Raw genomic sequence first — 15,120 nt, 5'->3', positions numbered from 1 at the left:
CGTAGCCTCGGCACATGTCAGCCGTCACGTCGGAAGCGCTCGAGCTCGGTGACGTCGCGGAGCGGCTCGGTGCGACCGGCTACCTCTGCGACCCCGAGCTCGCGACCGTCACCTTCCTCGCCCTGAAGATGGGCCGGCCCCTGCTCCTCGAGGGCGAGCCCGGGACCGGCAAGACCGCGCTCGCCGAGGCGGTGGCCGAGGCGCTGGGGCTCCCCCTGGTGCGCCTGCAGTGCTACGAGGGCATCGACGCCACGCAGGCCCTCTACGACTGGGACTTCCCCCGCCAGGTGCTGCACCTCCGCGCGCTCGAGGCCACCGGCGGGGCTGCCGCCGCCGGCGCGGGCGGGGCTGAGGAGGCAGAGAAGAGCCTGTACGACGAGCGGTTCCTGCTCGCCCGCCCGGTGCTGGCGGCGCTGCAGCAGAGCCCGGCGGTGCTGCTGGTCGACGAGGTCGACCGCGCCGACGACGAGTTCGAGGCGTTCCTGCTCGAGGTGCTCTCGACCTACCAGGTGACGATCCCCGAGCTGGGCACCGTGCGGGCCGCGGTGCCGCCCGTCGTGGTGCTCACCTCCAACCGCACCCGCGAGCTGCACGACGCGCTCAAGCGGCGCTGCCTCTACCACTGGATCGACCACCCGGCGCTGGAGCGCGAGGTGGCGATCGTGCGGTCGCGGGCGCCGGAGGTCGCGGAGACGCTGACCCGGCAGGTCGTCGAGGTCGTGCAGCGGCTGCGCGCCGACACCGGCCTGGTCAAGCCGCCGGGCGTCGCGGAGACCCTCGACTGGGCCCGCGCGCTGCACCACCTCGGCACCACCGAGCTGGACCTCGCGACGGCGGCCGCGAGCCTCGGCGCGCTGGTGAAGTACCGCGAGGACGCCGACCGCGTGCGCGCCGCCCTGGACCGGGTGCTCGCCCCGTGACGACCGCGACGGAGGTCGTGCACGACGCCGACGAGGTGCTGCTCGGGTTCACCCGCGCGCTGCGGGCGGCCGGCGTGGGCGTCACCCAGGACCGCGCGCAGCAGTTCCTCGACGCGGTCGCGCTGCTGGGGGCCTCCGAGGAGGGCACCCGCGCCGCCGGCCGGGCCACCCTGTGCGCCGGCCCGGAGGACTTGCTGCGCCACGACCAGGTCTTCGCGGCGTGGTTCGACCACCGCACCGGCCTGCCGCGCCCCCGGCCCGCCCCGCCGGCCACCACGACGTACTCCGAGCTCCCGCTGACCGACGGTCCCGACAGCCCCGGCGGTGCCGACGAGGCCGACACCGACGTGGTCCGGGCGATGGCCAGCGACGCCGAGGTGCTGCGCCACCGCGACGTCGCGGCGCTCTCCGCCGCCGAGCGGGCCCGGCTCAACGCGCTCTTCGCGACCCTGCGCCCGCGCGCGCCGCACCGGCGCAGCGCCCGGCAGCGGTCCTGGCACCGCGGCGACGTCGACGCCGCGCGCACGTTGCGGGCGAGCCTGCGCCGGATGGGGGAGCCGGCCGAGGTCGTGCACCGCCGCCGCGCGACCCGTCCCCGTCGGGTGGTGCTGCTGGTGGACGTGTCGGGCTCGATGAGCGGGTACGCCGACGCGCTGCTGCGCCTGGCGCACCGGTTCACCCAGGCCGCGCCCGGCACGGTCGAGACGTTCACGCTGGGCACCCGGCTCACCCACGTCACCCGTGCGCTGCGCCTGCGCGACACCGAGCGGGCGCTCGTCGCGGCCGGGGACACGGTCCCGGACTGGTCCGGCGGCACCCGGCTGGGGGAGAACCTGCAGACCTTCCTCACCCGCTGGGGACGCCGCGGCATGGCCCGCGGCGCGGTCGTGGTGATCTTCAGCGACGGCTGGGAGCGCGGCGACACCACGCTGCTGGCCGAGCAGGTCGAGCGGCTCGGGCGGGTGGCCCACCGGCTGGTGTGGGTCAACCCGCACCGCGGGAAGGCCGGCTACGAGCCGGTGCAGCAGGGGGTCGTCGCGGTGCTGCCGTACCTCGACGACTTCGTCGCCGGGCACTCGCTCGCGACGTACGCCGAGGTCGTGGAGGTGGTCGCCGGTGCGTGAGGTCCTGCCGGAGCTGATGTCGTGGTGGGAGGCCGGCGAGGAGGTTGGCGTCGGCACCGTGGTGGCGACCTTCCGGTCCGCGCCGCGGCCCCCGGGCGCGTCGATGCTGGTCGGCCCGGACGGCACGGCCGTCGGGTCGGTCTCCGGCGGCTGCGTCGAGGGCGCGGTCTACGACCTGGCGCAGACGGTCGTGGAGTCCGGCGAGCCGGTGCTGGAGCGGTACGGCGTCTCCGACGACGACGCGTTCGCGGTCGGGCTGACCTGCGGTGGCATCCTCGACGTGTACGTCGAGAAGGTCTCGCGCGCGACGTTCCCCGAGCTCGCCGAGGTGGCCGAGGACCTCGAGGCCGGCCGGCCCGTCGCGGTCGCCACCGTCATCGAGCACCCCGACCCCGACCGGGTGGGCCGGCGCGCGCTGCTGCGGCCCGACGCCGCGGCGAGCGCCTCGCTCGGCTCGCCGCGCGCCGACGACGCGGTCCGCGACGACGCGCTCGGCCTGCTCGCCGCCGGCCACAGCGGCGTGCTGACCTACGGGCCCGACGGCGAGCGCCGCGGGGAGGGGATGCGGGTCTTCGTGTGGGCCTTCGCGCCGAAGCCGCGGATGCTCGTCTTCGGCGCGATCGACTTCGCGGCGGCGGTGGCCCGGGTCGGGGCGTTCCTCGGCTACCACGTCACCGTGTGCGACGCCCGCCCCGTCTTCGCGACCGCGACCCGGTTCCCCGACGCCGACGAGGTGGTCGTGGACTGGCCGCACCGCTACCTGCGCGCCGAGCAGCAGGCCGGCCGGGTCGACGGGCGCACCGTGGTCACGGTGCTGACCCACGACCCGAAGTTCGACGTGCCGCTGCTCGAGGTGGCGCTGCGCCTGCCCGAGGTCGCCTACATCGGGGCGATGGGCTCGCGGCGCACCCACGACGACCGGCTCGAGCGGCTCCGCGAGGCAGGAGTCACCGAGGAGGAGCTGGCGCGCCTGCACAGCCCGATCGGCCTCGACCTCGGCGCCCGGACGCCCGAGGAGACGGCCGTCAGCATCGCCGCGGAGATCATCGCCGGCCGCTGGGGCGGCTCGGGGGAGCCGCTCGCGCGCACCGAGGGCAGGATCCACCGGTGAGCAGGCTCGTCGCGCTCGTGCTCACCGCGGTCCTCGCGGTCCCGCTCGCCGCGTGCAGCGACGAGCCGGCGCACGACCCCGGTGGCGGGCCGACCGAGACCACCCCGCCCGCGACGCCGGTGCCCTCCGGCACGCCCACCACCTCGGCCACGGCCACGCCGTCCGCGCCGGGATCGGCGTCGGCGTCGGCGTCTGGATCGGCGTCGTCGGGCGCCGGACCGGAGGCGCTGCCCCCGGTCCGCAGCCGGGTCTCGCTGCCGGCGCTGATGCGCGAGGAGGTCGAGGCCGGCCGCCTCCGCCGCGTCCAGCCGCTGGCGTCGACCGACCGCTGGCGCAGCTGGTCGGCGACGTACACCGTCGACGGCGCGGTGGTCTCCGGCGAGCTGCTCGTGCCCCGCGGGAAGGGGCCGTTCCCGGCGGTCGTGCTCAACCACGGTTACATCGACCCCGCGATCTACACCCTCGGCCGCGGGCTCTCCCGCGAGCAGGAGTGGCTGGCGTCGAACGGCTTCGTCGTCCTGCACACCGACTACCGCGGCCACGCCGGCTCCGACCCCGTCGACGACGTCGGCCGGGAGAGCCGGCTGGTCTACACCCGCGACGCGATCGGGGCGGTCAGGGCCCTGGAGCGGGAGGCGTACGTCGACACCGACCGCCTCGCCATGCTCGGCCGCTCGATGGGCGGCGGGGTCACGCTCAACGCGCTGGTCGCCGAGCCCGGCCTGGTCGACGCCGCGGTGGTCTTCGCGTCGGTCAGCTCGCGGTTCGTCGACAACATCCGCCAGTTCACCGAGCCGAACCGGCCCGAGGAGCTGGCGCGCTACTACGACCGCTTCGGCACCCCGCAGGAGAACCCGGCGTTCTACCGCGACCTCTCCTCCCGCACGTTCTTCGACCGGGTCACCGAGCCGGTGCTGATGCTGCACGGCACCGCCGACGACACCTGCCCGATCGCCTGGACGCGGACCTCGCACCGGCTGCTGCGCGAGGCCGGCGCGGACGCGCGGCTGCAGGTCTACGAGGGGGAGGGGCACGCGTTCGGGCCGCGCTTCGAGGACTCGATGCGGCGGACCGTGGAGTTCCTGAGAGTTCAGCTCGACGGGTGACCCAGGTCACGTCCCCGGTGCTACGGTCCGCCCATGACGGTCGGGGACCTCGAGGACCGGCGGCGGGACGCGGTGCGCGCGTGGACGTCGTTCGTCGAGCACGGCGATGCCGCGGGCGCCGTGCGCCCGGAGATCCTGAGAAGCTGGTCGCGCTCGGCAGCGGTCGGCACCGACGTGACCGAGGCGCCGCTGGCCGACGAGGGGGAGACCGCCGGACGCTGGCGTGACTCACCGCTGCAGGTCGCCGTCGAGCGGGTCGAGGCAGAGCTGCGGCGCACCGCCGAGGACGGCGACCTGGTCGTGGCGGTCACCGACCCCGACACCCGCATCCTGTGGACGTACGGCGGGCGGGTGATGCGCCGCAAGGCCGAGACCGTGAACTTCGTGCCCGGCGGCCGCTGGGACGACCGCTCCGTGGGCACCAACGCCCTGGACCTGGCGAACCGGCTCGGCACGCCGTCGATGGTCTTCAGCGCCGAGCACTACGCCCCGATCGTGCACAACTGGGTCTGCTGGGCGGCGCCCGTGCACGACCCGGTGACCGGTGCCCAGCTCGGTGTCATCGACCTGTCGACCACCTGGGAGCGCACCCACCCGATCGGCCTGGCCACCGCGCGGGTGATGGCGCGGCTCATCGAGTCCGCGATGCCGCGGTCGCGGACCCACGGCGGTGTCGAGGAGACCCGCGACCCCGGCCTGGTGATGACCCTGCTCGGCACCGCCGAGACCCGCCTCGACGGGCAGCGGCTGCTGCTCAACCGACGGCAGACCGAGGTGCTCGCCCTGCTCGCCGTGCACCCCGAGGGGCTCTCGCTCGAGCAGCTGCACGCGCTGGTCTACGGCGACCAGGCGGTCACGTTCTCCACGCTCAAGGCCGAGGTCTCCCACCTGCGCGCGGCCCTCGGCGGGCAGCTGTCCTCGCGGCCCTACCGGCTGCTGATGCCGGTCGCCACCGACGTCGAGCACGTGCTGTCGCTGCTGCGTCGCGGCGAGGTGGCCGCCGCGGTCGACGCCTACGGCGGTGACCTCCTGCCCGGCACGAACAGCCCCGCACTCCACGAGCTCGCCGACTACGTCGCCGTCGCCCTGCGCGAGGCGCTGCTCGCCGACCCGCAGCCCGATGCGGTCGTGCGGTACAGCGAGCTCGCGCCGTACGACGCGGAGGTGCTGGAGACCTGCCTCGCCCACCTCGCCGGCACCCCGCACCCGGCCGTGCCGCTGCTCAAGGGCCGGCTCGCCGTCGCGCGCCGCTGAGGTCCCGCCCGCGGGTCGCGGCCCCGCACCGCTAGCGTCGGTGGGGTGACCAGACCCCGCCTGCTCGCCCTCGCCCCGATCACGCTCGCCGCCACCGCGGTGGGCGCGCTGGCCGCGCGGGCCCGGGCCGTGCGGGAGGTACCGCGGGCGATGCGCACGCCGCTGCTGTGGGCGCCGATCGCGATCAACTCTGCCGCGCTGGTGCAGGTCGCGCGCCGGGTCTACGGCCGGGCGACCGAGCCGGTCGCGGGGGTGGAGGTGGCCGTGCACGACGTGCCGGGCGGTGCCACGGTGCGGGTCCACACGCCGGTCGCGGAGCGGACGACGCCGGGCGGGGCGCTGCTGTGGGTCCACGGCGGCGGGACCGTCATCGGTGCGGCCGCCCAGGACGACCGGTTGTGCAGCGAGCTCGCCCGCGACCTGGGGCTGGTCGTCGCGAGCGTCGACTACCGGCTCGCGCCCGAGCACCCGTACCCGGCCGCGCTCGACGACTGCGCCGCCGCGCTCGCGTGGCTCCACGAGCAGGCCGACGACCTCGGCGTCGACCCCGCCCGCGTCGCCGTCGGCGGCGCGAGCGCCGGTGGCCTGCTGGCCGCGTCGCTGGCCCAGCGGGCGACCGACGAGGGGCTGGCCGTGGCCTTCCAGCTGCTGGTCTACCCGATGCTCGACGACCGCACGGCGCTGCGGTCCGACCACGGCGGGCGGGGGCGGTTCATGTGGACGCCCGCCTCGAACGCCTACGCCTGGACCGCCTACCTCGGGCACGCCCCGACCGAGGACGCCACCGACCTGGCGCCGTACGCCGTGCCCGCGCGCCGCGCCGACCTCTCCGGCCTGCCGCCGGCCTGGATCGGCGTCGGCGACCTGGACCTGTTCCACGACGAGGACCTGGAGTACGCCGCCCGCCTCCGTGCCGCCGGCGTCGACTGCGAGCTGCACGTCGAGCCCGGGATGTACCACGCCGCGGACGTCGACCACGGCGACTCCACCCCGGGCACCGCCCGCTTCCGCGCCTCCGCCAGGGCTGCGCTCCACGCCGCCGTCGGCTAGCCCCCGGCGCTCGACCCGCGGAGCCGGTCGAGGAGGACGTGGACGGGGTCGCTGCGGTCGCGTGCGGCGGTGGGGCCGGGTGCGGACCTCGGCAGGAACCGGCCGGCGTCCGAGCGCGTCCACTCCCGCACCGCCCACCGCTCGCGGATCCGCCAAGCGCCCTCTCGGCGGACGAGGTGGTCGACGTAGCGGAAGCCGCTGGTGAAGTTCACCGCCGAGCTCTCGGCCGGCCGCCCCCAGTGCACGGCCTGCCCGTACGTCTCGGCGACGGCCTCGTCGCCGAACACCTCCACCAGCTGGTTGCCGACGATGTGCATCGTCCCGTCGAGGGCCGGCAGCATCCGGCCCAGCCACGCGACGTACTCGTCGGCAGAGCCGCTGAACCCGGTGTGGTGGTCGACCCCGTCCTCGGCGTACACCGCTCGGACGCCGTCGAGGTCAAGGCGGTCGACCGCCCGGCAGTAGGCGCAGACCAGCTCATAGATCTCGGCCCGGTCGTCGTGGTTCGTCGGCACCGGCCCACCCTCGCAGCCGCCCTGCTCGGAAGGCGACGCATCCCGCCGCTGGTCGGGAGCGACCGTCGTCGAGACGTGACCCTGCTGGTCGAGCAGCGAGCGCGAGCGAGCGTCGTCGAGACCCGGTGAGGTGCGCAGGGCCCCGGGGTGCGCCCGCTGGTCGAGCAGCGAGCGCTGGCGAGCGTCGTCGAGGCCCGGTGAGGTGGACAGGGCCCCGGGGTGGTCGTCGGGCCGCCGGGTGGTGCCAGGGCAGGTCCCTTTTTCGAGTCGTGTGGTTGCGCGCCGCTGTGGTCGAGGTCCTGGGCGCGCTTGCTTCTCGGCCCACGGCCGGCGGGGGTCGACCGCTGTGGTTGCGGTGGACAAGGCGTGTTCGTTGGGTCGGCCTATGTCCGGTGGTGGAACGCGACCTTCCCTCCGGGCAGGTGCTTGGTCTCGTACGCCGGGTCGTGGATCCGGGCGTGGTGCCTGGGGCAGAGGTTCCGGGCGTTGGCCAGGTCGGTGGCTCCGCCTGCGGACCAGGGTTGGTCGTGGTGGGCGTGGCAGAGGTGGGCGGGCCAGTCGCAGCCTTCTGCGGTGCAGGTCGGCTGGGTGAGGTTGAGCGCTCGGCGTTGGGCTCCGGTGAAGAGGCGGCTGGTGCGGCCGAGGTCGAGCAGCTCGGACCTGCTGCCGAGGACGGCGGGGATCAGGCCCGCTTCGCAGGCGAGCCTGCGTGCGGTGGCTGCGGAGATGGTGCTGCCGTCGTCGAGGACACCCGGTGCGAGGCCACCCATCAACGAGGCGATGTCCATCGTGACGACGACTGAGGCGTTGAGGCCGCCGAGCTTCGGCACGGAAGCGGTGGGGATGCGTTCGAGGAGCTCGCAGAACGCGTCGCCCATCCGCTCCGGAGACGGCCGGCGCTCCACGGGCTCGGCAGCAGCGGGGTCCTGGGTGGCGGCTTGGTGCTTCGGTGCGGCGAAGGCGAGGAGCGTCTTCTTCAGCATGGCGCCCTGCAGTTCGGGGATCTTGAACTTCCCGACCACCGACCCGCGGCCGTCGGGGCCCATCGTCAGCCACGCAGTCTCGCGAGCGAGGCGCTCCTCGGCCTCGAGTGCCTTCGCGTCGCGTGCCTCGCCGATCTCGGGCGCCACGACGGTCAGCACGTGCTTGGCCAGGACCCGCAGGGCTTTCGGGTCACGGTGCCGCGCCTCGGCCAGGAGGTGCTGCTCGGCACGGAGCGGGATGGTCGGGTCGTCCAGGTCGGTGGGGAGCTTGTCGAGGCACTCGGTGATCACCCGAGCGTGGTCGACCGACACATCACCGTCGGCGAGGACTGCCGCGGTGAGGTCGTGGCGGTCCAGCGACTCCGCAAGCCGCATGCGGCGCTTGGCAGCGGGCCGGGTCTGGTGGGTCTCGGTCGCCCACCAGGCGGTGGTGTCGGTGGCGCCAACCCGCTCGCCGGCGTGACGGCGGTCGGCCTCCGCGGCTAGCCGGAGCTCGAGCGCCTCGACGCGGGCGCGGAGGCGGGCGGCCTCGAGGAGCGTGTCGGTGACGTCGTCGTCCGACATCGACCACAGGTGGACCTCGTGCGCCCGGTCGAGGCGGGCGTGGGACTTCGCGACGGCGCGACACACCACGTGCGCGCTGCGTCGAGAGTCCTTGGCCATGGGTCTACTCAAGCACCGACCACCGACAGTCCCGGTGCTGTTTCCCCAGGTCAGACCACATTGTGGACCACCAATTCGGCGACCTTCTCGCCGGTCGATGGGAGTGGTCGAGGCCCTGTGCACCTCACCGGGTCTCGACGACGCCTCGCCGGGGTTTGGCTGCTCGACCAGCAGGGCACCGCCGGCACCCGGGAGACCGCCGCGACCACCCGCCGTACCTCTTCCATAGCTGCCCCCACCGCAACCACCTATTGGCCTGGCAGCCGGAGGCGAGCACCCGAGGCCCTGCGCACCTCACCGGGTCCCGACGACGCTCCGCCAGGGCTCGGCTGCTCGACCAGCAGTCACCTCGCCAGGGCTGCGGGCTCGACCAACGATCACCCAACCAGGCGCGCCTACCGTGAGCCGGGTCACACCCGGCGCACACCCGAGGAGAGTCATGGTCCGGATCAACGTCACCGTCGACGGCGCGAGGGTCGCCGACGACGTCGAGCCGCGCATGCTGCTCGTGCACTACCTCCGCGAGAAGCTCGGCAAGACCGGCACGGTCGTCGGGTGCGACACCAGCAACTGCGGCGCGTGCACGGTCCACCTCGACGGCACGAGCGTGAAGTCGTGCAACGTGCTGGCGGTGCAGGCCGACGGTGCCGAGGTCACGACCATCGAGGGGCTGTCCCAGGACGGGCAGCTGCACCCGGTGCAGGAGGCGTTCCGGGAGTGCCACGGCCTGCAGTGCGGCTACTGCACGCCGGGGATGATCATGCAGAGCGTCGACCTGCTCAAGGAGAACCCGAGCCCGTCGGAGGAGGAGATCCGCCTCGGTCTCGAGGGGAACCTCTGCCGCTGCACCGGCTACCACAACATCGTCAAGGCCGTGCAGCACGCGGCGGGCCAGGGAGCCCAGGCATGACCGCCACCGAGGCCCGTCCGGAGGCCACCGCGCCGGAGCGGGAGATCGGCAAGGACCGGCGCCGCAAGGAGGACCAGCGGCTGATCACCGGCCGCACGCGCTGGACCGACAACATCCAGCTGCCCGGCATGCTGCACCTGGCGATGGTGCGCAGCCCCTTCGCGCACGCCCGGATCACCAGCATCGACACCGCCGAGGCCAAGCAGAGCCCGAACGTCGTCGACGTGGTCACCGGCCACGACCTCGCCGACACCCAGGGCGTGCTGATCAACGCCTGGCCGATCACGCCGGACCAGAAGACGCCGACCCACCTCCCGGTCGCCATCGACCGGGTCGCCTTCGCCGGCGAGGTCGTCGCCGTGGTGGTTGCCCGCAGCGCCGCCGAGGCGCGCGACGCCGCCGAGCTCGTCGACGTGGAGTACGACGACCTGCCGGCCGCCCTCGACCTCAAGGAGGCCGCCGCCGACACGGTGCTGGCCCACCCCGACCTCGGCACGAACAAGTCGGCGTACTGGGTCTTCGACTCCGCCGAGGCCGGCACCGGCGGCGACGTCGAGCAGGCGATCGCACAGGCCCGCGGCGACGGGATCGTGCTGGAGCGGGAGTACCGTCAGCAGCGCCTGATCCCCGCGTTCATGGAGCCGCGCTCGACCGTGGTCGACCCGACCGGCGAGCAGTTGACCGTCTGGTCCTCGACGCAGATCCCGCACATCCTCCGCTTTGCGCTCGCCGCGACCACCGGCATCCCCGAGTCCAAGCTCCGCGTCATCGCGCCCGACGTCGGCGGCGGCTTCGGCGGCAAGCTCCAGACGACGCCGGAGGAGTGGATCACCGTCGCGCTGGCGCGCCGGACCGGCAAGCCGGTGAAGTACACCGAGACCCGCAGCGAGTCGCTGATGGCGGGCCACCACGGCCGCGACCAGTGGCAGAAGCTCACCCTCTCGGCGACCAAGGATGGTGCGGTCACCGGCCTCAAGGTCGAGCTGCTCGCCGACCTCGGGGCGTACGTCTCGCTCGTCGGCGGCGGCGTGCCGGTGCTGGGCGCGTTCATGTTCAACGCGATCTACAAGTTCCCGGCCTACCACTTCGCGGTGCAGACGGTCCTGACCAACAAGACCTGGACCGACGCCTACCGCGGCGCCGGCCGGCCCGAGGCGACGTTCGCGATCGAGCGGCTGATGGACGAGCTGGCCGCCGAGGTCGGCGTGGACCCGCTGGAGATCCGCGAGAAGAACTGGATCACCCACGAGGAGTTCCCGTTCACCAGCGTCGCCGGGCTGGAGTACGACTCCGGCAACTACGAGCTGGCGACCGCGCGCGCCAAGGAGCTCTTCGGGTACGACGAGCTGCGGGCCGAGCAGCGCCGCCGCCGCGAGTCCGGCGACCCCGTCCAGCTCGGCATCGGCGTCTCGACCTTCACCGAGATGTGCGGGCTGGCCCCGAGCCGTGTGCTCGGCCAGCTCGACTACGGCGCGGGCGGCTGGGAGCACGCGAGCGTGCGCATGCTCGCCACCGGCAAGGTCGAAGTCGTCACCGGCGTCAGCGCCCACGGCCAGGGCCACGAGACGGCGTTCAGCCAGATCGTCGCCGACCGGCTCGGCGTGCCGTTCGAGGACGTCGAGGTGCTCCACGGCGACACCCAGGTCTCGGCCAAGGGGCTCGACACCTACGGCTCGCGCTCGCTGGTCGTCGGCGGCGAGGCGCTGGTCAAGGCCACCGACAAGGTCGTCGAGAAGGCCAAGACCGTCGCGGCGCACCTCCTCGAGGCGTCGGCCGACGACCTGGAGTTCAGCGGCGGCCGGTTCAGCGTCCGCGGCACCGACCAGGGGCTGGCCATCCAGGAGATCGCCGGTGCGGTGTTCGCCGCGCACGACCTGCCCGACGGCATGGAGCCCTCGCTGGACTCCGACGCGACGTACGACCCGGTGAACTTCAACTACCCCCACGGCACCCACCTGTGCGCGATGGAGGTCGACACCGAGACCGGCGAGCTGACGATGCGCAAGTACGTCTGCGTCGACGACATCGGCAACGTCATCAACCCCCTCATCGTCTCCGGGCAGGTGCACGGGGGGCTGGTCCAGGGCATCGCCCAGGCGCTCTGGGAGGAGGCGGTGTACGACGACTCCGGGACGCTGGTGTCCGGCTCGTTCGTCGACTACCTGCTGCCGACCGCCGCGGACACGATCAGCTTCGAGGTCGACCACACGACGACCCCGTCGCTGACCAACACCCTCGGCACCAAGGGCGTCGGGGAGGCCGGCACGATCGCCTCGACCCCGGCCGTCGTCAACGCCGTCGTCGACGCGGTGCGCCACCTCGGCATCCACGACATCCGGATGCCGTGCACGCCCGAGCGGGTCTGGCGGGCCATCCAGGACGCCGGCTCCGGCACGGAGCCGACCACCGGTGCGGCGGCCCCGCACTTCGACGCAGCGACCGGCATGGAGGGCACCGTGGACCGCACGGCCGGCGCCCAGGACGGAGCCCACCAGTGATCCCCTCGCAGTTCGACTACCTGGCCCCCACGACCGTCGAGGAGGCGCTCGCGGCGCTCGCGCAGCACGGCGACGAGGCCAAGATCCTCGCCGGCGGACAGAGCCTGCTGCCGGTGCTCCGGATGCGGCTCAACGCCCCGGAGATGGTCATCGACCTCGGGCGGATCCCGTCCCTGCGCGGTGTGCGCGACGACGGCGACGTGGTCGTCGTCGGCGCGATGACCCCCCACTCGGTGGTCGGGTCCGACCCGCTCGTGGCCGAGCACGCCGCCCTGGTCAGCAAGGCCGTCGAGCACCTCGCCGACGCCCAGATCCGGCACCGCGGGACCTTCGGCGGCGCGCTGGCCCACGCCGACCCGGCCGGCGACCTCGGGGCGCCGACGCTGGCGCTCGGGGCGCAGTTCGTCGTGCAGGGGCCCGGCGGGACCCGGACCGTGCCGGCCGAGGAGTTCTTCGTCGACCTCTTCGAGACCGCGATCGGCGAGGACGAGATCCTCACCGAGGTCCGGCTGCCCAAGCACACCGGCTGGGGCGCGCACTACGAGAAGTTCGTGCGGGTCGCCCACCAGTGGCCGATCGTCGCGGTCGCCGCGGCGGTCCGGGTCGAGGGACCGGGGGACAGCGGCGTCATAGCGGAGGCGCGCGTCGGGCTCACCAACATGGGCAGCACGCCGCTGCGGGCGCACGCGGTGGAGCAGGCACTGGTCGGCCGGCCCGCCACCGTCGACGGCGTGCGGGAGGCGGCGGCGCTGGCCGCCGAGGGAACCAACCCGCCCTCGGACCTCAACGGCGACGCCGACTACCGTCGCCACCTCGCGACGGTCCTCACCCGGCGGGCCGTCCTCACGGCAGCAGGAGCAGGCGGCTGATGGACCTCCGGCACGAGTTCACCGTCCCGACCGGCGTCGAGGAGACCTGGGCGCACTTCAACGACATCGCCTCGGTCGCCGAGTGCTTCCCCGGCGCGGTCGTCACCTCGGTCGAGGAGACGACGTTCACCGGCACGGTCAAGGTCAAGCTCGGTCCGATCGCGCTGGTGTACGGCGGGTCCGGGACGTTCCTGGAGAAGGACGAGGACGCCCACCGCTTCGTCGTCGAGGCCAAGGGCAAGGACAAGCGCGGCAACGGCACGGCCGGCGCGACCGTCACCCTCACCATGGCGCCGTCGGGGGAGAGCGGCTCGACCGACGTCGTGGTCGTCACCGACCTCTCCATCACCGGCAAGCCCGCGCAGTTCGGCCGGGGCGTCATGCAGGACGTCTCCGACAAGCTGCTCGGCCAGTTCGTCGCGTGCCTCGAGCAGCGGCTGAGCGCCGACCCGGCACCTGCCGGGGACGCGGCCGAGGCGCCACCGACCCCCGCCGAGGCGTCCGCCGCCCAGGCCGTGGCGGCGCCGGGGGCCACGGACGGGGTCGCGGCCGACGAGGTGGCCCCGGTGGTCTCGGACGCCGGACCCGCTCCCGCGGCGCCTCGCCCGGCGCCCGCCGCGGGCCCGTCGGCCGGCGGCGGGACCGACGCGCTGGACATGGGCGCGGCGGTGCTGCCGGTGCTGCTGAGGTCCTACGGCAAGCAGGCCGGGGCCGGCCTGCTCGTCCTGGTGCTGCTGGTGCTGCTCAACCGTCGACGGCGCCGCTGATCCGCGCGGTGGGTGTCGGCTCCTCGACGGGGGCCGGCACCCGCACGCCGTTCACCCCCGGCGGCAGCTGCCGCTCGACGCGGGTGACGGCGAGCAGCGCGACGGCGACGCAGCCGACGACGAGCAGGCCGACGTACGCGTCGCCGAGCGAGTGCCCGATCAGGAAGCCCGAGACCGGCGGTGCGATGACCTGCGCCCCCTGGAAGGCACCCGAGCTCAGCGCGTTGTAGCGGCCCCGCAGGTGGTCGGGCGCCAGGTCGTTGACCAGCGCCGGGATCGTCGGCTGCAGCAGCGTCTCGCCGAGCGCGAACACCGAGGCGCACGCCGCGACCAGGACCGTCGCACCGACCGTGCCCGGCACCAGCCCGGAGCCGCCGAGGAGCAGCCAGGCGAACGCCCACAGGGCTGCCATCACCGCGATCACCCGGGTCCGCCGGCGGCCCTCGATCCGCTGCAGCACCACCAGCTGCAGCACCACGATGACGAGGGTGTTGGCGGCGAAGGCGATGCCCAGCCCCTGGGTGGAGACCTCGCCGACCGCCCGGGCGTACGCCGGCATGCCGGCGTTGAGCTGGGCGTAGCCGACGAACGAGGCGGAGAACCCGAGGACCATCAGCGACGCGACGGCCGGTCGGCGCAGCACCGCGAGGTACGACGCCGGCTCCTGGGCCACGGCCTCGTCGTGCTCGGGGCGGCCGGCGACGTGCCGCAGCGGCACGGCCAGCAGGAACAGCGCCGGCAGGTAGCTGGCGGCGTCGGCGAGGTAGATGCCCTGGAACGTCGCGGCGCGGTCGACGTCGACCACGACGCCACCGACGATGCCGCCGATCCCGATGCCCAGGTTGAGCAGGGTGAAGTTGACCCCGAAGTACCGCTGGCGCAGGTCGCGCGGCACGACCGCGGCGATCAGGCTCTGCGAGGCCGGCCACGAGACGCCGAAGGCGATGCCGGTCAGCGACAGCGCCACCGCCGCCGTGCCGACGCTGGTCGCGGTCGCCAGCAGCACGTTGCCGACGACCAGCAGGACGAGCGTGCCCATGAGGATGCGGCGGGCGCCGAACCGGTCGATCGCGGACCCGGTGGGCCCGACCACCAGGAGCCCCACCAGCGGCGGCACCGCCAGCAGCAGGCCGACGTCGCTGAGCGCGATCCCGCGGACCTCGTTGAGGTAGACGACGTGGAAGGGCAGCACGAGGCCGGTGCCGAGGAACTCCAGCACGACCACGGAGAGCAGCAGCTTCCCCTCGCGGGGCAGGTCGTGCCAGAAGGAGGACAGGGTGAGGCGGGGGGAACGGTCCGAGCTGTTCATGAGGGGGCCGAGTCTTCCAGCGGGCGCCGCCGCCGGGCACG

Annotated in this window: 13 protein-coding genes; 10 read left to right on the top strand and 3 right to left on the bottom strand. The window is 74.1% G+C overall.

Annotated elements, in window-relative coordinates; all coding sequences use genetic code 11:
• The first annotated feature begins 14 nt into the window (after positions 1-14).
• The 6 genes from OSR43_RS18105 to OSR43_RS18080 are packed head-to-tail and all read left to right on the top strand — an operon-like array spanning position 15 to position 6,565.
• Entirely contained in the window at positions 15-920 is a 906-nt protein-coding gene (locus OSR43_RS18105; protein ID WP_302268154.1) for a MoxR family ATPase, read from the top strand.
• Positions 917-2,044, top strand: a complete 1,128-nt coding sequence (locus tag OSR43_RS18100) for a VWA domain-containing protein (RefSeq protein ID WP_302268153.1) — start codon at positions 917-919, stop codon at positions 2,042-2,044. The genes OSR43_RS18105 and OSR43_RS18100 overlap by 4 nt, the downstream gene beginning before the upstream one ends.
• The gene (locus OSR43_RS18095; protein ID WP_302268152.1) at positions 2,037-3,155 is read left to right on the top strand and encodes an XdhC/CoxI family protein; all 1,119 of its coding nucleotides are present in this window, start codon (positions 2,037-2,039) and stop codon (positions 3,153-3,155) included. Before OSR43_RS18100 ends, OSR43_RS18095 begins: the two co-directional genes overlap by 8 nt.
• Positions 3,152-4,261: a S9 family peptidase gene (locus OSR43_RS18090; protein WP_302268151.1), complete on the top strand. Its 1,110-nt coding sequence runs from the start codon at positions 3,152-3,154 to the stop codon at positions 4,259-4,261. Before OSR43_RS18095 ends, OSR43_RS18090 begins: the two co-directional genes overlap by 4 nt.
• 33 nt (positions 4,262-4,294) lie before the next feature.
• Positions 4,295-5,515 carry a transcriptional regulator gene (locus OSR43_RS18085; RefSeq protein WP_302268149.1) on the top strand — a complete coding sequence of 407 codons (1,221 nt, stop codon included), beginning with the start codon at positions 4,295-4,297 and terminating at the stop codon, positions 5,513-5,515.
• A gap of 45 nt (positions 5,516-5,560) precedes the next feature.
• Positions 5,561-6,565: an alpha/beta hydrolase gene (locus OSR43_RS18080; protein WP_302268148.1), complete on the top strand. Its 1,005-nt coding sequence runs from the start codon at positions 5,561-5,563 to the stop codon at positions 6,563-6,565.
• Here OSR43_RS18080 and OSR43_RS18075 read toward each other — a convergent pair.
• Both OSR43_RS18075 and OSR43_RS18070 read right to left on the bottom strand, forming a co-directional pair.
• Positions 6,562-7,080 (bottom strand): nuclear transport factor 2 family protein, encoded by a 519-nt coding sequence (locus tag OSR43_RS18075; protein WP_302268147.1) that lies wholly within the window; start codon positions 7,078-7,080, stop codon positions 6,562-6,564. The genes OSR43_RS18080 and OSR43_RS18075 overlap by 4 nt on opposite strands.
• Positions 7,081-7,463: 383 nt before the next feature.
• The gene (locus tag OSR43_RS18070) at positions 7,464-8,726 is read right to left on the bottom strand and encodes an HNH endonuclease signature motif containing protein (RefSeq protein WP_302268146.1); all 1,263 of its coding nucleotides are present in this window, start codon (positions 8,724-8,726) and stop codon (positions 7,464-7,466) included.
• A gap of 439 nt (positions 8,727-9,165) precedes the next feature.
• Here OSR43_RS18070 and OSR43_RS18065 point away from each other — a divergent pair, with 439 nt between their 5' ends.
• From OSR43_RS18065 to OSR43_RS18050, 4 genes are read left to right on the top strand one after another with little or no spacing between them, the layout of a single operon-like run.
• Complete coding sequence (locus OSR43_RS18065; RefSeq protein ID WP_302268145.1) at positions 9,166-9,636, top strand: (2Fe-2S)-binding protein; 471 nt, start codon at positions 9,166-9,168, stop codon at positions 9,634-9,636.
• The gene (locus tag OSR43_RS18060; protein ID WP_302268144.1) at positions 9,633-12,134 is read left to right on the top strand and encodes a xanthine dehydrogenase family protein molybdopterin-binding subunit; all 2,502 of its coding nucleotides are present in this window, start codon (positions 9,633-9,635) and stop codon (positions 12,132-12,134) included. Before OSR43_RS18065 ends, OSR43_RS18060 begins: the two co-directional genes overlap by 4 nt.
• On the top strand, positions 12,131-13,003 hold the full coding sequence (locus OSR43_RS18055) for a xanthine dehydrogenase family protein subunit M (protein WP_302268143.1): 873 nt from the start codon (positions 12,131-12,133) through the stop codon (positions 13,001-13,003). Before OSR43_RS18060 ends, OSR43_RS18055 begins: the two co-directional genes overlap by 4 nt.
• The gene (locus OSR43_RS18050; protein ID WP_302268141.1) at positions 13,003-13,770 is read left to right on the top strand and encodes an SRPBCC family protein; all 768 of its coding nucleotides are present in this window, start codon (positions 13,003-13,005) and stop codon (positions 13,768-13,770) included. Before OSR43_RS18055 ends, OSR43_RS18050 begins: the two co-directional genes overlap by 1 nt.
• Here OSR43_RS18050 and OSR43_RS18045 read toward each other — a convergent pair.
• On the bottom strand, positions 13,748-15,079 hold the full coding sequence (locus OSR43_RS18045) for an MFS transporter (RefSeq protein ID WP_302268139.1): 1,332 nt from the start codon (positions 15,077-15,079) through the stop codon (positions 13,748-13,750). The two genes, OSR43_RS18050 and OSR43_RS18045, sit on opposite strands and share 23 nt — an antisense overlap.
• Positions 15,080-15,120 lie beyond the last annotated feature (41 nt).

This window comes from Nocardioides sp. Arc9.136 (genome assembly GCF_030506255.1).
Lineage (GTDB): Bacteria > Actinomycetota > Actinomycetes > Propionibacteriales > Nocardioidaceae > Nocardioides.
Note: the sequence above shows the minus strand (reverse complement) of the source record. Positions and strands in the feature narration are given on the sequence as shown.